This is a genomic window from Polyangium jinanense (genome assembly GCF_028435265.1).
Lineage (GTDB): Bacteria > Myxococcota_A > Polyangia > Polyangiales > Polyangiaceae > Polyangium > Polyangium jinanense.
Genome location: NZ_JAGTJK010000016.1, coordinates 1 through 18,730 on the forward strand (window position 1 = coordinate 1; position 18,730 = coordinate 18,730).

Here is an 18,730-nt window from a genome sequence, read left to right on the forward strand (position 1 = left end):
GTGGAAGAACTGCGCATCGCGCAGTTCTTCCAACTCGAGTCCAGGGCTTGCCCTGGTTCGGGTCGAGGGGCGAATAGCCCCCGCGGGGCCCGGGGCAGCGCCCCGGCGCGGCGTCGCCAAGAGAGCTTCCGCGTTGCTGCGCGTCCCAAACCGTGCGACTTGCCGGCTCATGCAGGCAGTGCAGCCCGGTCGTGTCGTCTCGCAGGTTCGGTCGCTCGACGAGCTCGTTGGCGGGCATCCTGAGTCGCTCCGCCGCATCTATGCGGCTGGGAGCTCCCTCGATCCCTCTTCGATCGGTGAAGGCCGGGGGCGCGTCCTTGCGCTCGTTGCTGCGCCTGGCGCGTTCCTCGCGGTTCGGAGCCTCGTTCGCCTCCTTGCGACGGACCTCTTGCCCTGGGAGGGCAAGGCCATCGAGGGCGAGATCGGGTGGAACCTCCTCAAGGGGGGCCGCCGCGTCGCGCCGTTCCGTATCGAGCGCGCGGACTCGTCGCTCGATGGCGGGCCCACGCTCGTGTTCCGGTACGACGATCCTGCGCAGGGACATGGCTGGCCCGTGCGAGCGCTCCGCGACGAGCTCCGCTCTGTCGCGCCTGGCATCGGCATCGGCCCTGTGATCTTTGATCAGGGCGGCTCGCCGCGCGTCATTGCCTGGTGGGGCCTCGCGTTCTCCCGTTCGTTTGGCGGGGGTTAAAAGTCCCAGTCGAAGCCTACGCGCGCCCCGCCCTTCAGGACCATCACGGAGCCGCGCACTCCGTTTTCTGGGAAAAACTCGGTCGAGAGCTGCACGCCGGCCCACGGCATGATGCCGCGGATTCGCAGCGTCGATACGCCTACCGCCACGCCCACGCGGCCGCCTGCGCTCGGCCTTAGATCTGACTGCGTCAGGAACACGACGGGCGCGAGCTCGAGATCGAACTGCCACGTCGTTCGCACGTGACGCACCACGAACGGCGTGGCGCCGATGAACTCCAGCGGGAAGTTCGTCTCGCCCTCGTTCTGCTCGATCAGCGCCCAGCCGCCGAACTCCAGGCCGAACAGCATCGTCCACCGCTCCGACAGCCCGCGCCCGAGGAGCAGCCGACCGAGCCCGCCCGCGCCTGGAAGGAACGTCCCCTCCCTTCGTCGCAGCAGAAAGAGCCCGTCGGTCTCCAGGTTCAGCGTGAAGCGATGCGCGTCCGTCTGCAGGCCACGGAACGCGGGGCTCGGCGTGATCCAGAACGGACACTCGGCGGGCGCGCGCTTCAAGGCTTCGGTGAGCAGATCGTGCACCCGCGTCGCGGCGAGCAGATCCGAGAGCCCGCTGAGCTTCCCGCCGTTCTTGCGATAGGCCTCGGCGACAGGCCCGCCGAGCGACTCCACCTCGCGCGCTTGCCTCGTGAGCGCGTCGAGCCGCGCCGTCTCCGGCGTGTTGCAGAGGCTCTGCAGCGCGTCCGGCATCATCGTTTCGAGCTCGTACCGATCGATCTTCCAGCCTGAGTTCGCCTTCGATTCGACGATCTTCTCGAGGTCGTGGAGGAGCGCGGACTCGGCGGGTGTGGGCGGCTCGGCCGCGGCGTTTTCCGGGATGAGGAGCGAGACGAGCAGGGAAAACGCCGTGGCGATCCGGAGGGGCGAGACGGGCACGACTAGAAGCAGACGCCCTGGCCGCAGTTCGACCCGAGGCAGACGAGGAGCTGCACGGCCTGCGGGCTGTTCACGCACTGGAAGAAGCACGGGCCCGGGCTCGAGCCGCCGGCCACGCACGTGAGGAAGCACTGCACGTTGTTCTGGCAGGTCGGGCTGTTCAGGCAGTTCTGGAACTGGTTGCAGCAGCTCTGGGCCACGCAGTCGCCGCACACGCTGCCGTCCGAGGGGCACGCCGAGGCGCCGCAGATCCCGTTCGTGCACTGCCCGTTGCAGCAGTCGGCGGCGCTCGCGCACATCTCGCCGTCGGGCTGGCACTGCGGCGGACCGCAGACGTTGCCCGAGCAGACCCCGGAGCAGCACTCGCTCGACACGTTGCAGAGAACGCCGTCGGGCTGGCAGACGGGTTTGCCGCAGACGCCGTTCGTGCACGCGCCCATGCAGCAATCGCCGGCCGTCATGCACGCCTTGCCGTCGGGCTGGCACTGCGGCGGGCCGCAGACGCCGTTCGAGCACTGCCCCGTGCAGCACTCGCCGGCGCTCGCGCACATCGCGCCGTCGGCCTTGCACTTGGGCGGACCGCAAACGCCGTCCGAGCACTGTCCCGTGCAGCACTCGCCGGCGCTCGCGCACATCGCGCCGTCGGCCTTGCACTGCGGCGGACCGCAGACGCCGTTCGAGCACTGCTTCGAGCAGCAATCGGAGGCGGTCTGGCAGAGCTTGCCGTCGGGCGCGCAGACGAGCGGGCCGCACGTCCCGTTCGCGTTGCAGAGCTGCGAGCAGCACTGATCCCCCGACATGCACGGCAGACCATCCTCCGTGCACTCGCCGCAATTCAGCCCGCAGACCGAGTCCACGGCGTTCACGCAGAGCCCGTCCCAGTTCGTGGTGCAGCAGAACGCGTCGAGCTTGCAGATCGACTCGATGCACGGTCCGCAGCCAGGATCGAGCGCGGGGCCGACCACGCAGACGTCGTGCGTGCACGGCTTGCCGAGGCAAACGCCGTTCGAGCAGAGGCCCGAGCAGCACTCGTCGGGCGAGCTGCACATGAGGCCGTTCGCGGTGCACTGCCCGATGGCGCATTTCCCGTTGAGGCAGGAGCCCGAGCAGCAGTCGGCGCCCACCATGCACGCGGCGCCGTCGGGCTGGCACTGGCTGAACCCGCAGATGTTGTTCTGGCAGGGGCCGTTACAGCACTTGAGGAGCTCGCCGCAGGAAAAGCCGTCGGGGACGCACTCGCCACCCCCGCAGGTGTTGTCGATGCAGTTCGAGCTACAGCAATCGGCGTTCGTCTCGCAGCCGAACCCGTCGGGGGTACACTGGTTGAAGCCGCAGCGGTCGTTCTGGCAGATCTTCGCGCAGCACTCGCTTGCGTCCGTGCAAGGCGCCTGGTCGGGAAGACACGCGGTTGGGCCACACGCCCCGTTTTCGCAGGTGCCACTGCAACAGGCGCTCCCGTCCTGGCAGGGGGTGCCGTCCTCTTGGCAGGGATTGCCTCCGCCCTGGCCTCCCTGGCCTCCCTGGCCGCCCTGGCCGCCCTGGCCGCCTTCGCCTTGTCCTGGCCCGAGCAGCTCCGCCCGACCCCCGCATCCGAGGGCCACGAAGGACAGCAAGAACCAAAGCATCCTTATGGAATAAGTGCCCCGCGACATCACCTGGGAGCGTATCACAGGCCCTGTCCTGGACGCCCAATTCACCGTGCGATCGCGCGGATCACGGAACGCCTGCTCCGCGCGCTGAACGGCCGCGCCCGCGTGAGCGACCCGACGATCGAGAGCGCGGGCGACGGGGCACGCGACGCGTGCGTGGACCAGGCTGGACGTGCGGGGAACGTGCTTGGCGGCCGCGCAGTTCGTCGGGCAGAAAGAGCCTCCCTTGGATCGGATCTGCTACACTTCAGAGGTGTCGCTGAAGATCGACCAGGACCACGGCCGTTTTCGCCAGATCGTCCGCGGGAGGATCCGGCAGAACCTGCGCAAGTACATTTCGCAAGGCGAGCTCGTCGGGCGGAAGGGAAAGGATCTCGTATCGATCCCCATCCCGCATATCGACATCCCGCGGTTCCGATACGGGGACAAGCAGCGTGGGGGCGTGGGGCAGGGGGATGGCAACCCTGGCGACCCGATCCACGGCGGGGACGAGAAGCAGCCCGGGCAAGGGCAGGCCGGCAGCGACGCGGGTGATCACATCCTCGAGGTCGACGTCACGCTCGACGAACTGGCGGCCATCCTGGGCGAAGAGCTCGAGCTGCCGGACATCCAGGACAAGGGCAAGAACAAGATCTCGAATGCGCACGATCGGTATTCGGGGATCCGGCGCGTCGGCCCCGAGTCCTTGCGCCATTTCAAGCGCACGTACCGCGAGGCGCTGAAGCGCATGATCGCGAGCGGCACGTTCCAGCACGACAAGCCCGTCGTGGTGCCCGTCCCGGACGACAAGCGATATCGATCGTGGAAGACGGTCACCGAGCCCGTCGCGAACGCCGTGATCATTTACATGATGGACGTCTCGGGCTCGATGGGCGACGAGCAGAAGGAGATCGTTCGAATCGAGTCTTTCTGGATCGACGCCTGGCTGACGAAGCAATACAAGGGCCTCGAATCGCGGTTCATCATTCACGACGCGGTGGCGCGCGAGGTCGATCGGGAGACGTTTTTCCACACGCGCGAGTCGGGCGGCACGATGATTTCGAGCGCGTACAAGCTCTGCGCGCAGATCATGGACGCCGATTATCCGGCGGACGAGTGGAACATCTACCCGTTCCATTTCTCGGACGGGGACAACTGGTCGATGGACGACACGCTCTCGTGCGTGGACGTCCTGAAACACCGGGTCTTGCCGCGGGCGAACATGTTCGCGTACGGCCAGGTCGAGAGCCCGTACGGCTCGGGCCAGTTCATCAAGGACCTGCGCGAGCATTTCGGCCGCGACGAGCGCGTCGTGACGAGCGAGATCCGCGACAAGGACGGGATCGTGGGGAGCATCAAGGATTTCCTGGGCAAGGGGAAGTGAGAGAGGGGGCATAGAGGCGAGATGAGCAAGTTTGCCCTGAACACCGCGCTCCCCCGCTACTTGCGGGCGACGCAGGAGCGCGTCGAGGCCGTGGCGCGCGACTATGGCCTCGACTTCTTCCCCGTGATCTTCGAGATCCTGACGTACGACCAGATGAACGAGATCGCTGCGTACGGCGGTTTCCCGAGCCGATATCCGCACTGGCGGTACGGCATGGAGTACGAGCAGCTCTCAAAGAGCTACGAATATGGCCTCTCGAAGATCTACGAGATGGTCATCAACAACAACCCCTCGTACGCTTATTTGCTCGAAGGGAACTCGCTCACGGATCAGAAGCTCGTGATGGCCCACGTGTATGCGCACGTGGACTTCTTCAAGAACAACTTCTGCTTCCGCTCGACCGACCTCGATCAGAAGGGGAACATCATCGATCCGGTCCGCAAGACGACGCCGTATGACCCCGATCGGCGCTGGATCGACAAGATGGCGAACCACGGCTCGCGCGTCGCGCGGCACATCGAGCGGCACGGCATCAACAAGGTCGAGGATTTCATCGATCGATGCCTGTCCCTCGAAAACCTCATCGATCCCTGGCAGCCGTTCTCGGGCCGCGGCGCCGCGAAGAAGAGCGACGAGGAGGAGGACGAGACGCCGATCGAGGTGCCGCGGCTCCGGGCGAAGGAGTACATGGAATCCTTCATCAACCCGGAGGAGTACATCGAGGCCAAGAAGAAGCAGCTCGCGAAGGACAAACCCGAGCGCAAAGTCCCCGAGCGGCCCGAGCGCGACGTGCTCGGCTTCTTGCTCGCGCATGCGCCGCTCGAGCGCTGGGAGCGCGACATTCTGGAGGTCATCCGCGACGAGGCCCTCTATTTCGTGCCGCAGCGCCAGACCAAGATCATGAACGAGGGCTGGGCGGCGTACTGGCATTCGAAGATTCTCACGGAGAAGATCCTCGATGCCTCGGAGATCATCGATTACGCCGACAACAACGCGGGCGTCATGGCCACGGCGCCGGGTCGGCTGAACCCGTACAAGCTCGGCGTCGAGCTCTTCCGGTACATCGAAGAGCGCTGGAACAAGGGGCGCTTCGGCCGCGAATGGGAGGAGTGCAACGACCTCGACGCGAAGCGGAGCTGGGACATGCGCCTCGGGCTCGGCCGGCAGAAGATCTTCCAGGTCCGCGCGCTCTACAACGACGTCACGTTCATCGACGAGTTCTTGACCCCCGAATTCGTGCTGGAGCAGAAGCTCTACACGTTCGGTTTTTCGGGGCGAAACGATCGTTTCGAGATCGAGAGCCGTCAGTTCCGCGACGTGAAGGAGAAGCTGCTCTTCTCGCTCACGAACTTCGGCGATCCGTACATCCGCGTGGTCGACGCGAATCATCAGAATCGCGGCGAGCTCTTGCTCGAGCACCAGCACGGCGGCGTGGACCTTCGGGCCGATTACGCGCGCGAGACGCTCGTCTCGCTCGTCCGCTGCTGGAAACGGCCCGTGGCCGTGGCGACGCGGCTCGACAACAAGCCCGTGCTCCTGCGTTACGACGGCAAAGAGCATTCGATGACCCCGTACAAGCTGTGATGAAGAACCGACGAAGCCGCGGCGGCGTGATCACGCTCGTGATCCTCGCCGCCTGCGGCCCCGCCACGCAGCCCCCGCCTTCGCCTCCCCAACCGCTGCCGCCTACCACTTACGGAAGTGGTTCCGTAACCGCTTCCGCAACGACTTCCGCACCTGCGCCCGCGCCGGCCTCCGCTTCCGCGCCCGCGCCCGCGGCGCCGCCCCCGGGCTCCGGGGTCCCGCTCGACGCGCCCGTGTCCACCGAGGAGGCCGCGCAGCCGCCGCCGTCGAAGCTCGCCCGCGGCACGGGGACGCCCGCGGACAAGGCGCTCGCCGACGGGGACGAGGCGCTCGCGAAGGGGGATTTTCCGGCGGCAGAGAAGGCGTACAAGAAGGCGAAGACGCTCGCGCCGAAGGATCCCGCGCCGGTCGTGGGCCTCGTGCGGACGCGCCTGTCCGCCGAGGATGCGCCCGTCGATTACGGCGCCGCGCCCACGCACCCCGGGCTGCTCCAGGCGGTGAAGGATCTCGAAGCGATCCTGCAAAAAGAGCCTGCCTATGCGCCGGCGCACCTCGAGCTCGGCCGCGCGCTCCTCGTCCTCGGCCGCGCCGACGCCGCGCTCGCCGCCTTGCGCAAGGCCACCGAGCTTTCGCCGAACGACGCCGAGGCGCACTCCGCGCTCGGGGTCGGGCTCGTCGCCACGGGGCAACTCGAACCGGCGGTCCGCGAGCTCGAACGCGCCGCCGAGATCGAGCCCGGCGTGGCCGAGCGGCAGACGAACCTCGGCACGGCGCTGCTCGCGCTCGGCCGGCGGGAGCAGGCCGTCCGCGCCTACGAGCGTGCCGCGCGCCTCGCCCCGAACGACGCCCGCGTCCAGAACGACCTCGGCACCGCGCTGCTCACGCTGAACGACACGGATCGCGCGATTCGATGCCTGGAGACCGCCGTCGCGCGGGATCCACGCCGCGCCACGTACCGCTCGAACCTCGGTTATGCGATCGCGCAGAAGGGCGACCTCGAACGCGCGAAGGTCGTCTACCGCGAGGCGCTCGCGCTCGATCCGGCGCTCGTGAGCGCGTGGGTGAACCTCGGCAACGCCCTCGCCAAGCAGCGCAAGTTGCAGGAAGCGCGCGAGGCGTACGAGAAAGCGCAGGCCCTCGATCCCGAGGATCCGCGCGTCAAGGCCGTGCTCCTCGAGCTCTCGGCGATCGAGAAAGGCAGCGGGACAGGTTCGCCGGACAAACGCTGACGGGGGGTTTGGGGGCACAGCTCCGCTTGCGGAGCGGAGCCCCCAACGTCAACAGCCTTAGCCCTCGCACGCTTTTTTCGTCACCGTGTGCCGGAACGCGAACATTTTTTCGAGCTTCCGCCGCGCGAACGCTCCCCCGAACAGCGCGCCGAGCGGGCCGAGCGGCAGCGCGTAATCGATGTGGTCGACGAGGAAGGTCCCGCCTTCGCCGTCCGGCTCCATCGTGTGCGTGTGGACCCATCGGGCGAACGGCCCTTCGATCACCGTATCCTGGAACATCCGCCCTTTTTCGTATGCCGTGTGCACGGCCACGAGGCGTTGTTTCACCGGACCGATGTACGTCTCGATCACGGTCCGCGCGCCCTTCTCCAGGCCACCGCTGCGTTCGAGGACGCGGGCATGTTCCCACGGCGGCAGCAGCAGGTTCAGCGCGTCCGGACGCTCGTGGAAGGCGAAGACCACCTCGGGCGGGGCTTGGATCCGGGTACGTTTCTCGAAGACGGGCACGCTCCTGGCCTATAAGCCGGATTCGGCCGTGCTCCAAGGCTTGACCTGGGGGGGGTTTGGCGCTTGTATGGCCGGCGTTCCGGAAGACCCAGCATGAGCATCGACGCCGACGACATCGTGGCCGTGGGCGGCAGCCTGGAGCCGCGTGTCCTCGTCGAGGCGTACCGGCGCGGGGTTTTTCCCTGGCCGATCGACGGGCTCGATGTCCTGCCCTGGTTTTGCCCGAAAGAACGGGCGATCCTCGATTTCTCGCGGATCCATCTCTCGCGCAGCCTCCGCCGCGAGCTCCGGAAGACCCCGCTCCGCTGCACGGTGGACCAAGGCTTTGACGCGGTCATCGAGCGCTGCGCCGAGGTCCCGCGGCCCGGGCAGGACGGCACGTGGATCACGCCGGAGCTGATGGACGCCTACAAGGAGATGCACCGGCTCGGCTTCGCGCACAGCGTCGAGGTATGGGACGAGGCGGGCGCGCTCGTGGGCGGCATTTATGGCGTCTGCGTCGAGGGCTATTTCTCGGCGGAGAGCATGTTCCACCTCGAGCCGAATGCGTCGAAGATCGCGCTTTTGTATCTCGTGGATCACCTCGGCAAGGCGGGCTGCGATTGGATCGACATCCAGGTGATGACGCCGCACATGAAGGCGCTCGGCGCCATCGTCCTCACCCGCAAGCAGTTCCTCGAACGGCTCGCCCGGACGCGGGCGATGGGGTTCCGGCCGTTCAGGCCGTGAGCTTGCTTGCTTAAACTCCCTCCTTGACATTTGGTTCCGGCCCGGATATTTCGTACACGAAACATCCGTGGCAGCCTCTCTCCCTCCCGATACCAAGCCCGAGGTGGATGCGATCGTCGAGACGATGATCTACCTCTATACCGAGTCGCGTCGCCTGACGAAGGGCCTGGCGGCGCAGTTCGGGCTCACGGGCCCGCAGCTCACCGTCATCAAGCTCTTGCAGGAGCTCGGGGACCTGTCGCTCTCGTCGCTGTCCGAGCGCATCCGCGCCCAGAACAGCACGGTGACCGGGATCATCGACCGCATGGAGCGCGAGGGGCTCGTCAAGCGTGAGCGCTCGACCACGGATCGGCGTGTCGTTTACATCCGGCTCAGCGAAAAGGGCCAGAAGCTCGCGCGGGAGATCCAGGTCGAGCCCATGGAGATCTTCCGGAGCGCGCTCACGGATTTGTCGCAGAGTGATCTCGAACATTTGCTCCGGGTCTTGACCAAGCTGCAAAAGCGCGTCGTCTCGCACGTCGAGGGCCGCGTATCCGAGGTCGAGGGCGCACCCCGCGCAGGGGAAGAAGAGGAGAAGCCATGAAGGAGAAGCCGTCGTTCACGGGCGAAGCCAAGAAGCCCGGCGTGCGTGATCCCGATATCTGCGTCGTCACCTGCGCCGTCACGGGCGTCCTCGCCAATCGCAGGCAAAACCCGGGCATTCCGTACACGCCGGCGGAGATCGCCGACGAATGCAAGCGCGCCTATGACGCCGGCGCCTCGGTCGTGCACATCCACGCCCGAAACGACGACGGCGGCCCGACCTTCTCGCCGGCCGTCTTCGCCCGCATCAAGGAGGAGGTCCGCGCCCGCTGTCCGATCATCCTCAATTTCTCGACGGGCACGATCCTCGAAGACGTGTCCGATCAATGCACGTACGTGCGCGAGAGCAAACCGGAAATCGCTGCCCTCAACATGGGCACGATGAACTACGCAAAGTATTCGCCCAAGCGCAAGCAATTCGATTTCGATATGGTGTTTCCGAACACCTATTCGAAGATCATCAAGCTGCTCGAGGTGATGAACGAGGCGGGCGTGAAGCCCGAGCTCGAGTGCTTCGACACGGGGCACACGCACGGGGTGGCGCCGCTGCTCGACATGGGCGTGCTCCGGCCGCCGCTCCAGTTCTCGTTCATCGTGAACGTGCTCGGCGGCATTCCGGCGCATGTCGAGTCGCTCCAGCTCCAGACGAAGATCATGCCCGCCGGATCGGAGTGGGAGGTCATCGGGATCAGCCACGGCGCCTGGCGCATGATCGCCACGGCGCTCGTGCTCGGCGGCAACGTCCGCTGTGGACTCGAAGACCACTTCTATCTGCCGAACGGCGAGATGGCGAAATCGAACGGCGAGCTCGTGGAGACCGCGGTGCGGCTCGTGCGCGACGTGGGCCGGCGGCCGGCGACGGTCGAGGAGGCGCGGGAGATCCTCTCGCTCGGAGCGCCGCGATGACGACGGCGCGCGCTTATGGGTTTTTGGAGGTCGCCGCGAAGGAGAACGGCGCCCTCTGGATCACCCTGAAAAACCCGCCCAAGAAAAACGCCATCGGCCCCGCGATGGTGAACGAGCTGCTTTGGGCGCTCGAAGATGCGGCGAACGACGATTCCGTGCGTTCGATCGTCCTGACGGGCGCGGGCGACGCGTTTTGCGCCGGTGGTGATTTCACGCAGATGAGCTCGTCCGGTCCCTCGGCGGAATTGCCACCGAAGGGGGATTACGCCGATCTCCTGCTCGCGCTCACGCGTTCGCCGAAGCCGCTCGTCGCGCGGGTGAACGGGGTCGCGATGGGCGGCGGGGTCGGGCTCGTGGCGGCTTGCCATTTCGCGGTCGCCGCGCGCGGGATCAAGCTCGGCACGCCCGAGATCAACCGGGGCCTCTTCCCGATGATGATCATGGCCGTGCTCGCGCGCGTCGTACCGCAGCGGCGCTTGCTGGAGATGATGCTCTTCGGCGACAAACTCGAGGCCGACGAGGCGGCGGCGATCGGGCTCGTCGGAAAGGCCGTCGACGCGGATGGGCTCGACGTCGAAGTCGCGCGGATCACGGCCCAGATCGCGAGCAAGAGCCCGATCACGGTCAAACTCGGCCTCGAGGCCTTCGCCGCGCAGGCCGATCTTGCACTCGAAAACGCATTGCCTCTCTTGCGCGAGCGCCTCGGGGCCGTGCTCTCGACGGACGACGCGCGGGAAGGCCTGATGGCGTTCCTGGAAAAACGCACCCCCAAATGGACGGGTAAATGACCCATGGACATGCGTGAGCTCTTGAAGGACCTCGAGGCCCGGCGCGCCGAGGTGCGCAAGATGGGCGGCGAGGACAAGGTCGCGAAGCAACATTCGCGCGGCAAGATGACCGCCCGCGAGAGGCTCGCCGCGTTCTTCGACGACGGCGTCCATTTCGAGGTCGGCATGCATGGCACGCAGATGGGCCTCGCCGCGGGCGACGGCAAGGATCGCACGCCGGCCGACGCCGTCGTCTGCGCCTTCGGCAAGGTCGACGGCCGTATGGTCTGCGCCGCCGCCTATGATTTCACGGTCAAGGGCGGCAGCATCGGCCATACCGGCGAGGAAAAGGTCACGCGCCTGCGCCAGATGGCCCTGCGCGGCCGCTGGCCCATGGTGTGGTTCATCGATTCGGCCGGCGCGCGTATCGACCCGGGATCGAGCCACCCCGACACGATCTCGCTCTTCGCGGGCAGCGGCCACCTCTTCCGCGAGCAGGTCGTGATGAGCGGCGTCGTCCCGCAGGTCGCGGCGATGGTCGGCCCCGGCGCCGCGGGCACGGCCTACATTCCGGGCCTCGCCGATTTCGTTCCGATGGTGAAGGACATCGGCTCGATGGCCCTCGGCGGCCCGCCGCTCGTCAAGGCCATGACCGGCGAGGACATCTCCGAGCAGGACCTCGGCGGCTCGAAGGTCCATTCCACGAAGAGCGGCGTCGGCGACGGCGAATTCAAGAACGACGCCGAATGCATCGCGGCGATCAAGAAATACCTCTCGTTTTTCCCGTCGCATTGCGAGGAGGAGCCGCCGCGCCTCGCCGCGACCGACCCCACGGATCGCCGCGAGGAGTCGCTGCTCGACCTGCTCCCCGAGAACCCGCGCAAAGCGTACGACATGTACAAGCTCATCGCGGCGATCGTGGATCACGGCGAGTATTTCGACATCAAGCCCCGCTTCGCGCGCCAGATCATCACGTGTCTCGCGCGCATCGGCGGCCAGAGTGTCGGCATCGTGGCGAACCAGCCGAACCACATGGGCGGCGTGCTCGACGTCGACTCGTCCGACAAGGCCGCGCGGTTCATGCAGATCTGCGACGCCTTCAACATCCCGCTCGTGTTCCTCCAGGACGTACCTGGGTTCATGATCGGCTCGAAGGTCGAGCACGAGGGCATCATCCGGCACGGGGCCAAGATGCTGCACGTCATGAGCGCCGCGACCGTCCCCAAGGTCACGGTCGTCGTGCGCAAGGCTTATGGCGCCGGCTATTACGTGATGTGCGGCCGTGCCTACGAGCCGGACCTCATCGTCGGGTGGCCGACCGGCGAGATCAGCGTCATGGGCCCCGAGGGCATGCTTGGCATCGCCGCGCGCAAGCTCTTCGGCGACGCCCCGCCGCCGCCGGAGGTCAAGCAGCAGATGGTCGACATGCTCCAGAAGAACATCGACATCATGAAGGTCGCCGGCTGGGGCCTCATCGACGACGTCATCGATCCGCGTGACACGCGGCGCGCCGTGGCCTGGGGCCTCGAGCTCGCGCGGCACAAGCGCATCGAGCGGCCCTTCAAGAAGCGCGGCATCATTCCCGTCTGACCTTCGTGCCCCGCGAGCCCGCACGTTTTGCCGTTCGGCGCGACATCCATGTCGTTGGGACGCAAAGGTTGCGGGCTTCCCGTCGGGGCGCGGAGGATGCGCGGTGGACACGATGTGCTTGGCGTCCTCGCAACAAATACTGTCGGTGCCTGCCCGACCCATGCTAGGGTGAAACGTCGGCGCAGATCTTGGATAGAGGTCTTTGCGCTGGTGGTCGCCGAAGCATCTCTCCGCCCGGACAACAGGGCTGACCGCGAGGAAACGATGAACAACGAGCAGAAGCTTCTGGTCCAGAAGACCTTCGAGATGGTCGCGCCGATTGCGGACGTGGCCGCCGGACTATTTTACGGCCGGCTCTTCGAGGTCGATCCGTCTCTCAAGCCCCTCTTCCGGGGCGACATGAAGGACCAGGGCAAGAAGCTCATGTCCACGCTGAAGGTGGCGGTCCAGGCGCTCGATCGCCTCGATGCGCTGATCCCGACCGTCCAGGCGCTCGGTCGCCGCCACCTGGCCTACGGTGTGCGCGACGATCACTACGATACGGTCGGCGCGGCGCTCCTCTGGACGCTGGAAAAGGGCCTCGGCGAGGCGTTCACGCCCGAGGTCCACGAAGCGTGGGCCACGGTGTACGGCGTGCTCGCGAAGGTCATGAAGGACGCGGCGAACGAGGTCGCGCCGCTCTCGCTCCGCACGCCGCTCTCGCGCCGCGGCAGCGCGCATCGCATGCCCGCGGTCAAGCGTCCCTCGTACCGCCCGCCGATGGGCCGCCCGTCGATGCCGCCCGGCTCGCGCATGCCGGCCTCGATCCAGGCCCTCTACGGCGGCGCGAACTCGCAGGCGGCGCCGTCTTCGAAGAGCGGCGCGTCGCCGAGCACGCGCCTGCCCCGCATCTCGAACCCGCCGACGATCACCTGATCTCGCGCGCCTCTCGTCTTCGCTCCCACGCCGCCTTCGCCTTGCGCGGCGTGGGCCTCGCGGTCGGCCTGCTCGCCCTCGTGAACCTCGCGGGCGAGGTCGTGCGGCCTCCCTTCGATTCGACACACACCTGGCTCGGCGACGCGGATCTGCCGCGGCCGATCTTCCGCGCCCTCGAGCTCGCCTCCGCCGTTGTCCTTCTGTGGCACGCAGTGCGGCCGCTCCGCCCGGCGTGGGCGCGCCTTGGCGGGGCGATCGTGGTCGGGATCGGGGCCGCGCTCGCCGTGCGCGACGTCGCCACGTTTTACGGCGTCCTCGCGAGCGGGGCGATCCACGGCCCGGCGTTTGTACCGGCTTCCCTGGTCGTCCTGGTTTGTCTCTCCGCGCTCGCGGCGAGCATCGCGACGGATCGCGCGGATCGCCCTCGATGGACGCTCGCGCGAGCGGCCGCGTGCGGGGCCGTGACGGCGGCGAGCTTCGTGGCCATGCCGCTTCTCCTCATGGTCACGCTCGGCCCGACGCGGTACGAGCGCCGTGCGGACTGCGCGATTGTGTTCGGGGCGCGTGTCTGGGACGACGGCACGCCCTCGCTCGCGCTCTCGGATCGCGTGGACGAGGCGATTCGCCTCTACCAGCAGGGGCTCGTCGGGGCGCTCGTGATGAGCGGCGCCGTCGACGACCACAATGGTTTTTCGGAGCCCGAGGTGATGCGGGCGCGCGCGGTCGCGGCGGGTGTGCCCAAGGACGCGGTGATCCTCGACGAGGCGGGCATCACGTCCTCGTGGACGGCGCGCAACGGCGCGCTCTTGATGCGTCGCCACGGGTTTTCGCGAGCGATCGCGGTGACGCATTATTATCACGAGCCGCGGGTGAAGATGCTCTTCGAGCGCGCCGGCGTGGCCGTGTACACGGTGCCCGCGCGCATGAGCCGGCGGCTCTTGAAGGAGCCGTGGTTCATCGTCCGCGAGGTCCTCGCGTACTGGCATTCGTTCCTGTTTCAGTAGCCCCGCGCGACCCTCGTGACGCGGTGCTCGCCGGTATGGTACGACGGGCGAACACGGCCCACGGGGATCGGGGGAGGTCTTTCGGGGCCCACGAGGGGCGTCATCGACACGGCAAAACTCACCCCCGGAACGGTCCTCGGGCAGAAGTACCAGATCATCAAGCGCCTCGGCGCCGGTGGGATGGGCGAGGTGCTGCTCGCGAGTGATCTCGCCCTCGATCGATTCGTCGCGATCAAGATCCTGCGCCCCGAGCTGTCCACGCTCCTCGAGACCGACGCGCGTTTCCGCCGCGAAGCGCGCCTGCTCGCCCGCCTAAGCCACCCGAACGTGGTCGTCGTCCACGCCTTCGGCAGCGCCTCGACCGAGCTGCACTACATCGTGATGGAGTACGTGCGCGGCGAGTCGCTCGACGAACGCCTGCGCCGCGTGGGCCGGCTCGAGCCCGCGCTCGTCGGCCACGTGATGGCCCAGGTCGGCAGCGCCGTCGCAGAGGCCCACCGGAGCGGGATCGTCCATCGCGACCTGAAGCCCGGCAACGTGCTGCTCACGACCCTCGCGGGCGACGCGTGTTTCGTGAAGGTCGTCGACTTCGGCGTGGCCAAGGCGTTTGGCCTCGATGGCGGCGGCCCCGAGCTCGCCGTCGACGGCCAGGTGAGCGGCACACCCGCGTACATGGCGCCCGAGCAGATCGAGGCGAACGACGTCGACGGGCGTGCGGACATCTACGCGCTCGGGATTATGGCCTGCGAACTCCTCACGGGGGCGCGGCCTTTCGACGAGTCCGGCGGCCTCGCGCGCCTCTTCGCCGTGCGCCTCGAAGGCACCCTGACCTTGCCCTCGCGCCTCCGCCCGGACCTCGGCATCTCCGCGGGCATCGACGCCGTCATCGGCCGAGCGCTCCGGACAAACCCCGGTGACCGCTACCAGACCGTCGAGCACTTCACGCACGAGCTTTTGCGCGAGCTCCGATCCCTCGACGCGGCCGCGGGCGCCGTCGCCGATCGCCCCCCGAGCCCGTCTTCTCCCGCGCCGATCGAGCTCTCCGAGACCATCGTCGTGGGCGCCGACGGCACCCTCGGGCCTTTGCCCGGCGTGACCTCGCTCCTCGAAGGCGCGTCGCGACCTTTCCCCACGGCCGTCGGCTCGGGCGCGTGGGCGCCCCGGGAGGCCAAGGACGCGCGCTCGGTCCGCAGCGCCACGGTCCTCTACGTCGACCTCACGCTCGCCGCGCTCGACGCTTCGGTCGATCTGGAAGAGCACCTCGACTGCCTCGCCGTCGTCGGCGCGCGCCTCGAGCAGGTCCTCGCGCGTCATGGCGGCGAGACCATCGGGCCCTTCACCGATCGTGCGCTTTGCCTCTTCGGGCCCGAGGGCGCTGCCGAGAACGACGCCGAGCGCGCCCTCGACGCCGCCCTCTCGCTCCGCGCCGCGCTCGGCGCGCTCTCCTCCGACCCCACGTTCCCGCCCTCGTTCAAGCTTGGCGTGCGCCTCGGCATCGATGCCGGCCGCGTCGTCTCCACCCAGCCGCGTGGCGGCGGCGTCCCCTTCGTCTCGGGCGCGCCCGTCTTCGAGGCCCGCGGTCTTGCGCGCGCGGCTTCCTCCGGCGAGATTGTCGCGACGCACGCCGTCCTCCGCCGCGTCCGCGGCCTCTACGAGACCACGAGCGCGGGCGCCGACGTCCCCGGCCGCCGCGTCGTGTCGAAAAAATCCACCGCGTACCTCGGGACGAACGAGATCCACGGCGTCCGCATCTCGCTCATCGGGCGCGACGAAGAGCTCTCCGTCCTGCGCGCCGTCCTCGCGCGGGCCCGCATGGAGCAGAAGCCCGAGGTCGTCGTCGTCACCGGGCCCGCGGGCGTCGGCAAGAGCCGGCTCGGCATGGCGCTCGTCGAGGAGCTCGAAGAGCGCGAGGGCGAGAGTTACTACTTCGAGATGGGCCGCTCGACCCCGGCGGGGCAAGGCGTCCCGTACGAGCCGTTTCTCCAGGCCATCCGCCACCGCGCGCGGGTCGTCGACGACGACGGCCCCGAGCAGGTCCGCGCCAAGCTCGATCACTACATTCGCCGCTACTGCGCCGTCGATCCCACGACGCTCGGCGAGGCCGAGGTCGAGCTCGGCCGGAGGATCGGCGCGCTGCTCGGCGTGGGCACGAGCGGCGACGCGACCGCCGATCGCGATGTCGTGGCCGGCGACGAGGCGCAGAAAAAGGTCCTCTTCGACGCCGTGGCCGAGGCCTACCGCAGGCTCGCGACCCGCACGCCGCTGCTCTTTTTGCTCGAAGACTTCGCGTGGGCCACGGCGACCACGAAGGCGCTGCTCGGCCACGTGATCGAGCGCCTCGCGGGTTGCCCCGCGCTGTTTGTCCTGGTGAGCCGCGCCGAGGGCGCCGCCGCGCCGGATCTCTCGTTCCTCCGCGATGCCGCGGGCACCGTCACGATCCCGGTCGAGCCGCTCGAAGACGACGCGTGCGAGGCGCTCATCCGGCACGTCCTCCGCGCGCTCATCGACGTCCCCGCGGGGCTCGTGCGGCAGATCGCGGCGCTCGCGGGCGGCGTGCCGCTGATCGTCGAGGAGACCGTGCACCAGCTCGTCGACGAGGGCGTGCTCGTCGTCGGCGAGGGCACGTGGCGGCTCTCCTCGTCGCGGGCGGCGAGCGTGCGCCTGCCCGAGACGCTGGAGCAGCTCCTCCTTGGCCGTCTCGATCGGCTCGAACCGCGCCTCAGCGAGGCCGTGGAGGCCGCGGCCGTGGCGGGCCGGAGGTTCTGGCCGTCGCTGCTCGGCGAGCTCCTGGAAGGGCGCTTCGAGCCGCGCTCGCTCGCCGAGCTCGTGCGCCGCGGCATCTTCGCACAGCGACGCGACGCGATGCTGGCCGGCGAGCTCGATTATGCGTTCACGCAGGCGGCCTTGCAGGAGGTCGCGCAGCGGCGCGTGCCCAAGGCGCGAAGGCGCGCGCTCCACCGGGCCGCGGCGCTCTGGCTCGAGCGCGCCACGGGCGGCTCTCCCGGCCCGCACGACGACCTCATCGGCCACCATTTCCGCGAGGCCGGCGAGCTCGCCCTCGCCTTGCCGTACAAGCGCCGCGCCGCGGAGCGCGCCATTCGCACCCACGCCATCGAGGAGGCCGTCAGGATGCTCGAAGCGGCGCGCGAGATCCTCCTCGAAATGCCCGCCTCGGCCATGGACGAGGCCACGCGGCTCGGCGAGCTCCTCTCGCTCGCGGGCAGCCTCGCGCACGAGCTCGTGCTCGCGGGCAGCCTCGCGCGCGCCATCGAGGTCGCCGACGACGCGCTCGCCCGCGCCGGTGACCGCGACGATTTCGCCGACGAAAAGGCTCGCGTGGCCATCGAAAAAGGCTGGGCGCTCGAACACCGCGGGCGTTATGCGGATGCACGAGAATCGTTTGTCCGAGCAGAACAATGGCTCGGCGAGGACGAGAGCCTGCTCGCGCTCAGAGCGCTCACGGGCGCGATGGGGGCGAGCGTGCACCTCGGGGATCACCGCGATTGCGCCGAGCGCCTTCGCCGCGTCCTCGAATCGCACGAAAAAGGCGACGCCGCCGCGCGCACACAGGAGTGGGAGCGGGCGCTCTCGTCGGCCTACCGCGTCCTCGGGAACGGCTATCTGCACACCGGCCGGTACGACGAGGGCGAGCCGACCTACCAGCGGGCCATCGATCGCGCCATCGCGGCGAACGCGCCCGTCGAGGCCGTCGACGCTTACAACGGGCTCGCCGCGCTCCATTACTTCCGCGGCCGCCTCGATCTGGCCGAATCCACCTGGCGGGCGGCGCTCGAACAGACCGAGCGCTGGGACCTCGTCCAGCACCGCTCGGTCATCCTGAGCAACGTCGGCGAGCTCGAGCTCGCCCGCGGCGACGCCCGCGCGGCCATTCGCACGCTCTCGCGGGCCGAGGTCCTGCACCAGCGGCTCGGCTCTTTGCGTGGCCTCGCCGAGGCGCAACGCGCGCTCGCCGAATGCCACCTCGTCACGGGTGAGCTCGACGCGGCGAAGGGGCATGCCGAGCGCTGTATCGAGCTCGCGGACCGCGTGAGCTCACCTTACATGCGGGGCACGGCGCGCCGCACCATGGCGCGCGTGCTCCACGCGCGCGCGAAGGGCGACGGATCGGCGCTCGCCGAGGCGAGCCGTTTCCTCGACGAGAGCATTTCGATCTTCGAATCGGCGAACATGGGCAAGCTCGCCGAGGAGACGAGGGCGCTCGCGGCGTCGTTATCGGGCTGAGAGAAGGGGAGGCGGGCGCGCGCCGAGGGCGGCGCCCGCC

15 protein-coding genes are annotated in these 18,730 nt (G+C 68.4%); 12 read left to right on the plus strand and 3 right to left on the minus strand.

The features are described from left to right. The first annotated feature begins 169 nt into the window (after positions 1-169). Complete coding sequence (locus tag KEG38_RS26335) at positions 170-691, plus strand: hypothetical protein (RefSeq protein ID WP_272422665.1); 522 nt, start codon at positions 170-172, stop codon at positions 689-691. On the opposite strand, the gene KEG38_RS26340 is transcribed toward KEG38_RS26335, so the two are convergent. Further along, on the minus strand, positions 688-1,623 hold the full coding sequence (locus tag KEG38_RS26340) for a hypothetical protein (protein WP_272422666.1): 936 nt from the start codon (positions 1,621-1,623) through the stop codon (positions 688-690). The two genes, KEG38_RS26335 and KEG38_RS26340, sit on opposite strands and share 4 nt — an antisense overlap. A gap of 2 nt (positions 1,624-1,625) precedes the next feature. After that, positions 1,626-3,236: a hypothetical protein gene (locus KEG38_RS26345; RefSeq protein WP_272422667.1), complete on the minus strand. Its 1,611-nt coding sequence runs from the start codon at positions 3,234-3,236 to the stop codon at positions 1,626-1,628. Between the two features lie 289 nt (positions 3,237-3,525). Here KEG38_RS26345 and KEG38_RS26350 point away from each other — a divergent pair, with 289 nt between their 5' ends. The 3 genes from KEG38_RS26350 to KEG38_RS26360 are packed head-to-tail and all read left to right on the plus strand — an operon-like array spanning position 3,526 to position 7,448. Next, positions 3,526-4,635 (plus strand): DUF444 family protein, encoded by a 1,110-nt coding sequence (locus KEG38_RS26350; RefSeq protein ID WP_272422668.1) that lies wholly within the window; start codon positions 3,526-3,528, stop codon positions 4,633-4,635. Positions 4,636-4,656: 21 nt separating this feature from the next. Further along, positions 4,657-6,219: a SpoVR family protein gene (locus tag KEG38_RS26355; protein ID WP_272422669.1), complete on the plus strand. Its 1,563-nt coding sequence runs from the start codon at positions 4,657-4,659 to the stop codon at positions 6,217-6,219. After that, the gene (locus KEG38_RS26360) at positions 6,219-7,448 is read left to right on the plus strand and encodes a tetratricopeptide repeat protein (RefSeq protein ID WP_272422670.1); all 1,230 of its coding nucleotides are present in this window, start codon (positions 6,219-6,221) and stop codon (positions 7,446-7,448) included. The genes KEG38_RS26355 and KEG38_RS26360 overlap by 1 nt, the downstream gene beginning before the upstream one ends. 57 nt (positions 7,449-7,505) lie before the next feature. Here the strand turns inward: KEG38_RS26360 and KEG38_RS26365 are convergent, their stop codons facing one another. Then, complete coding sequence (locus KEG38_RS26365; protein ID WP_272422671.1) at positions 7,506-7,955, minus strand: SRPBCC family protein; 450 nt, start codon at positions 7,953-7,955, stop codon at positions 7,506-7,508. A 93-nt stretch (positions 7,956-8,048) separates the two neighbouring features. Between KEG38_RS26365 and aat the strand changes: the two genes are divergently transcribed. From aat to KEG38_RS55635, 8 genes are all read left to right on the plus strand, one after another. Continuing rightward, the gene (gene aat, locus KEG38_RS26370; RefSeq protein ID WP_272422672.1) at positions 8,049-8,684 is read left to right on the plus strand and encodes a leucyl/phenylalanyl-tRNA--protein transferase; all 636 of its coding nucleotides are present in this window, start codon (positions 8,049-8,051) and stop codon (positions 8,682-8,684) included. Between the two features lie 67 nt (positions 8,685-8,751). Next, positions 8,752-9,267, plus strand: a complete 516-nt coding sequence (locus KEG38_RS26375) for a MarR family winged helix-turn-helix transcriptional regulator (RefSeq protein ID WP_272422673.1) — start codon at positions 8,752-8,754, stop codon at positions 9,265-9,267. Continuing rightward, positions 9,264-10,172, plus strand: a complete 909-nt coding sequence (locus KEG38_RS26380) for a beta-keto acid cleavage family enzyme (protein ID WP_272422674.1) — start codon at positions 9,264-9,266, stop codon at positions 10,170-10,172. The genes KEG38_RS26375 and KEG38_RS26380 overlap by 4 nt, the downstream gene beginning before the upstream one ends. After that, complete coding sequence (locus KEG38_RS26385; RefSeq protein ID WP_272422675.1) at positions 10,169-10,960, plus strand: enoyl-CoA hydratase/isomerase family protein; 792 nt, start codon at positions 10,169-10,171, stop codon at positions 10,958-10,960. Before KEG38_RS26380 ends, KEG38_RS26385 begins: the two co-directional genes overlap by 4 nt. A gap of 3 nt (positions 10,961-10,963) precedes the next feature. Then, on the plus strand, positions 10,964-12,529 hold the full coding sequence (locus tag KEG38_RS26390; protein WP_272422676.1) for an acyl-CoA carboxylase subunit beta: 1,566 nt from the start codon (positions 10,964-10,966) through the stop codon (positions 12,527-12,529). 264 nt (positions 12,530-12,793) lie between these two features. Continuing rightward, on the plus strand, positions 12,794-13,444 hold the full coding sequence (locus tag KEG38_RS26395) for a globin family protein (protein WP_272422677.1): 651 nt from the start codon (positions 12,794-12,796) through the stop codon (positions 13,442-13,444). Positions 13,445-13,494: 50 nt separating this feature from the next. After that, a complete protein-coding gene (locus KEG38_RS26400) occupies positions 13,495-14,448 on the plus strand; it encodes a YdcF family protein (RefSeq protein WP_272422843.1) in 954 nt (317 codons plus the stop codon). A 15-nt stretch (positions 14,449-14,463) separates the two neighbouring features. Next, the gene (locus KEG38_RS55635) at positions 14,464-18,690 is read left to right on the plus strand and encodes a serine/threonine-protein kinase (RefSeq protein ID WP_272422678.1); all 4,227 of its coding nucleotides are present in this window, start codon (positions 14,464-14,466) and stop codon (positions 18,688-18,690) included. Positions 18,691-18,730 lie beyond the last annotated feature (40 nt).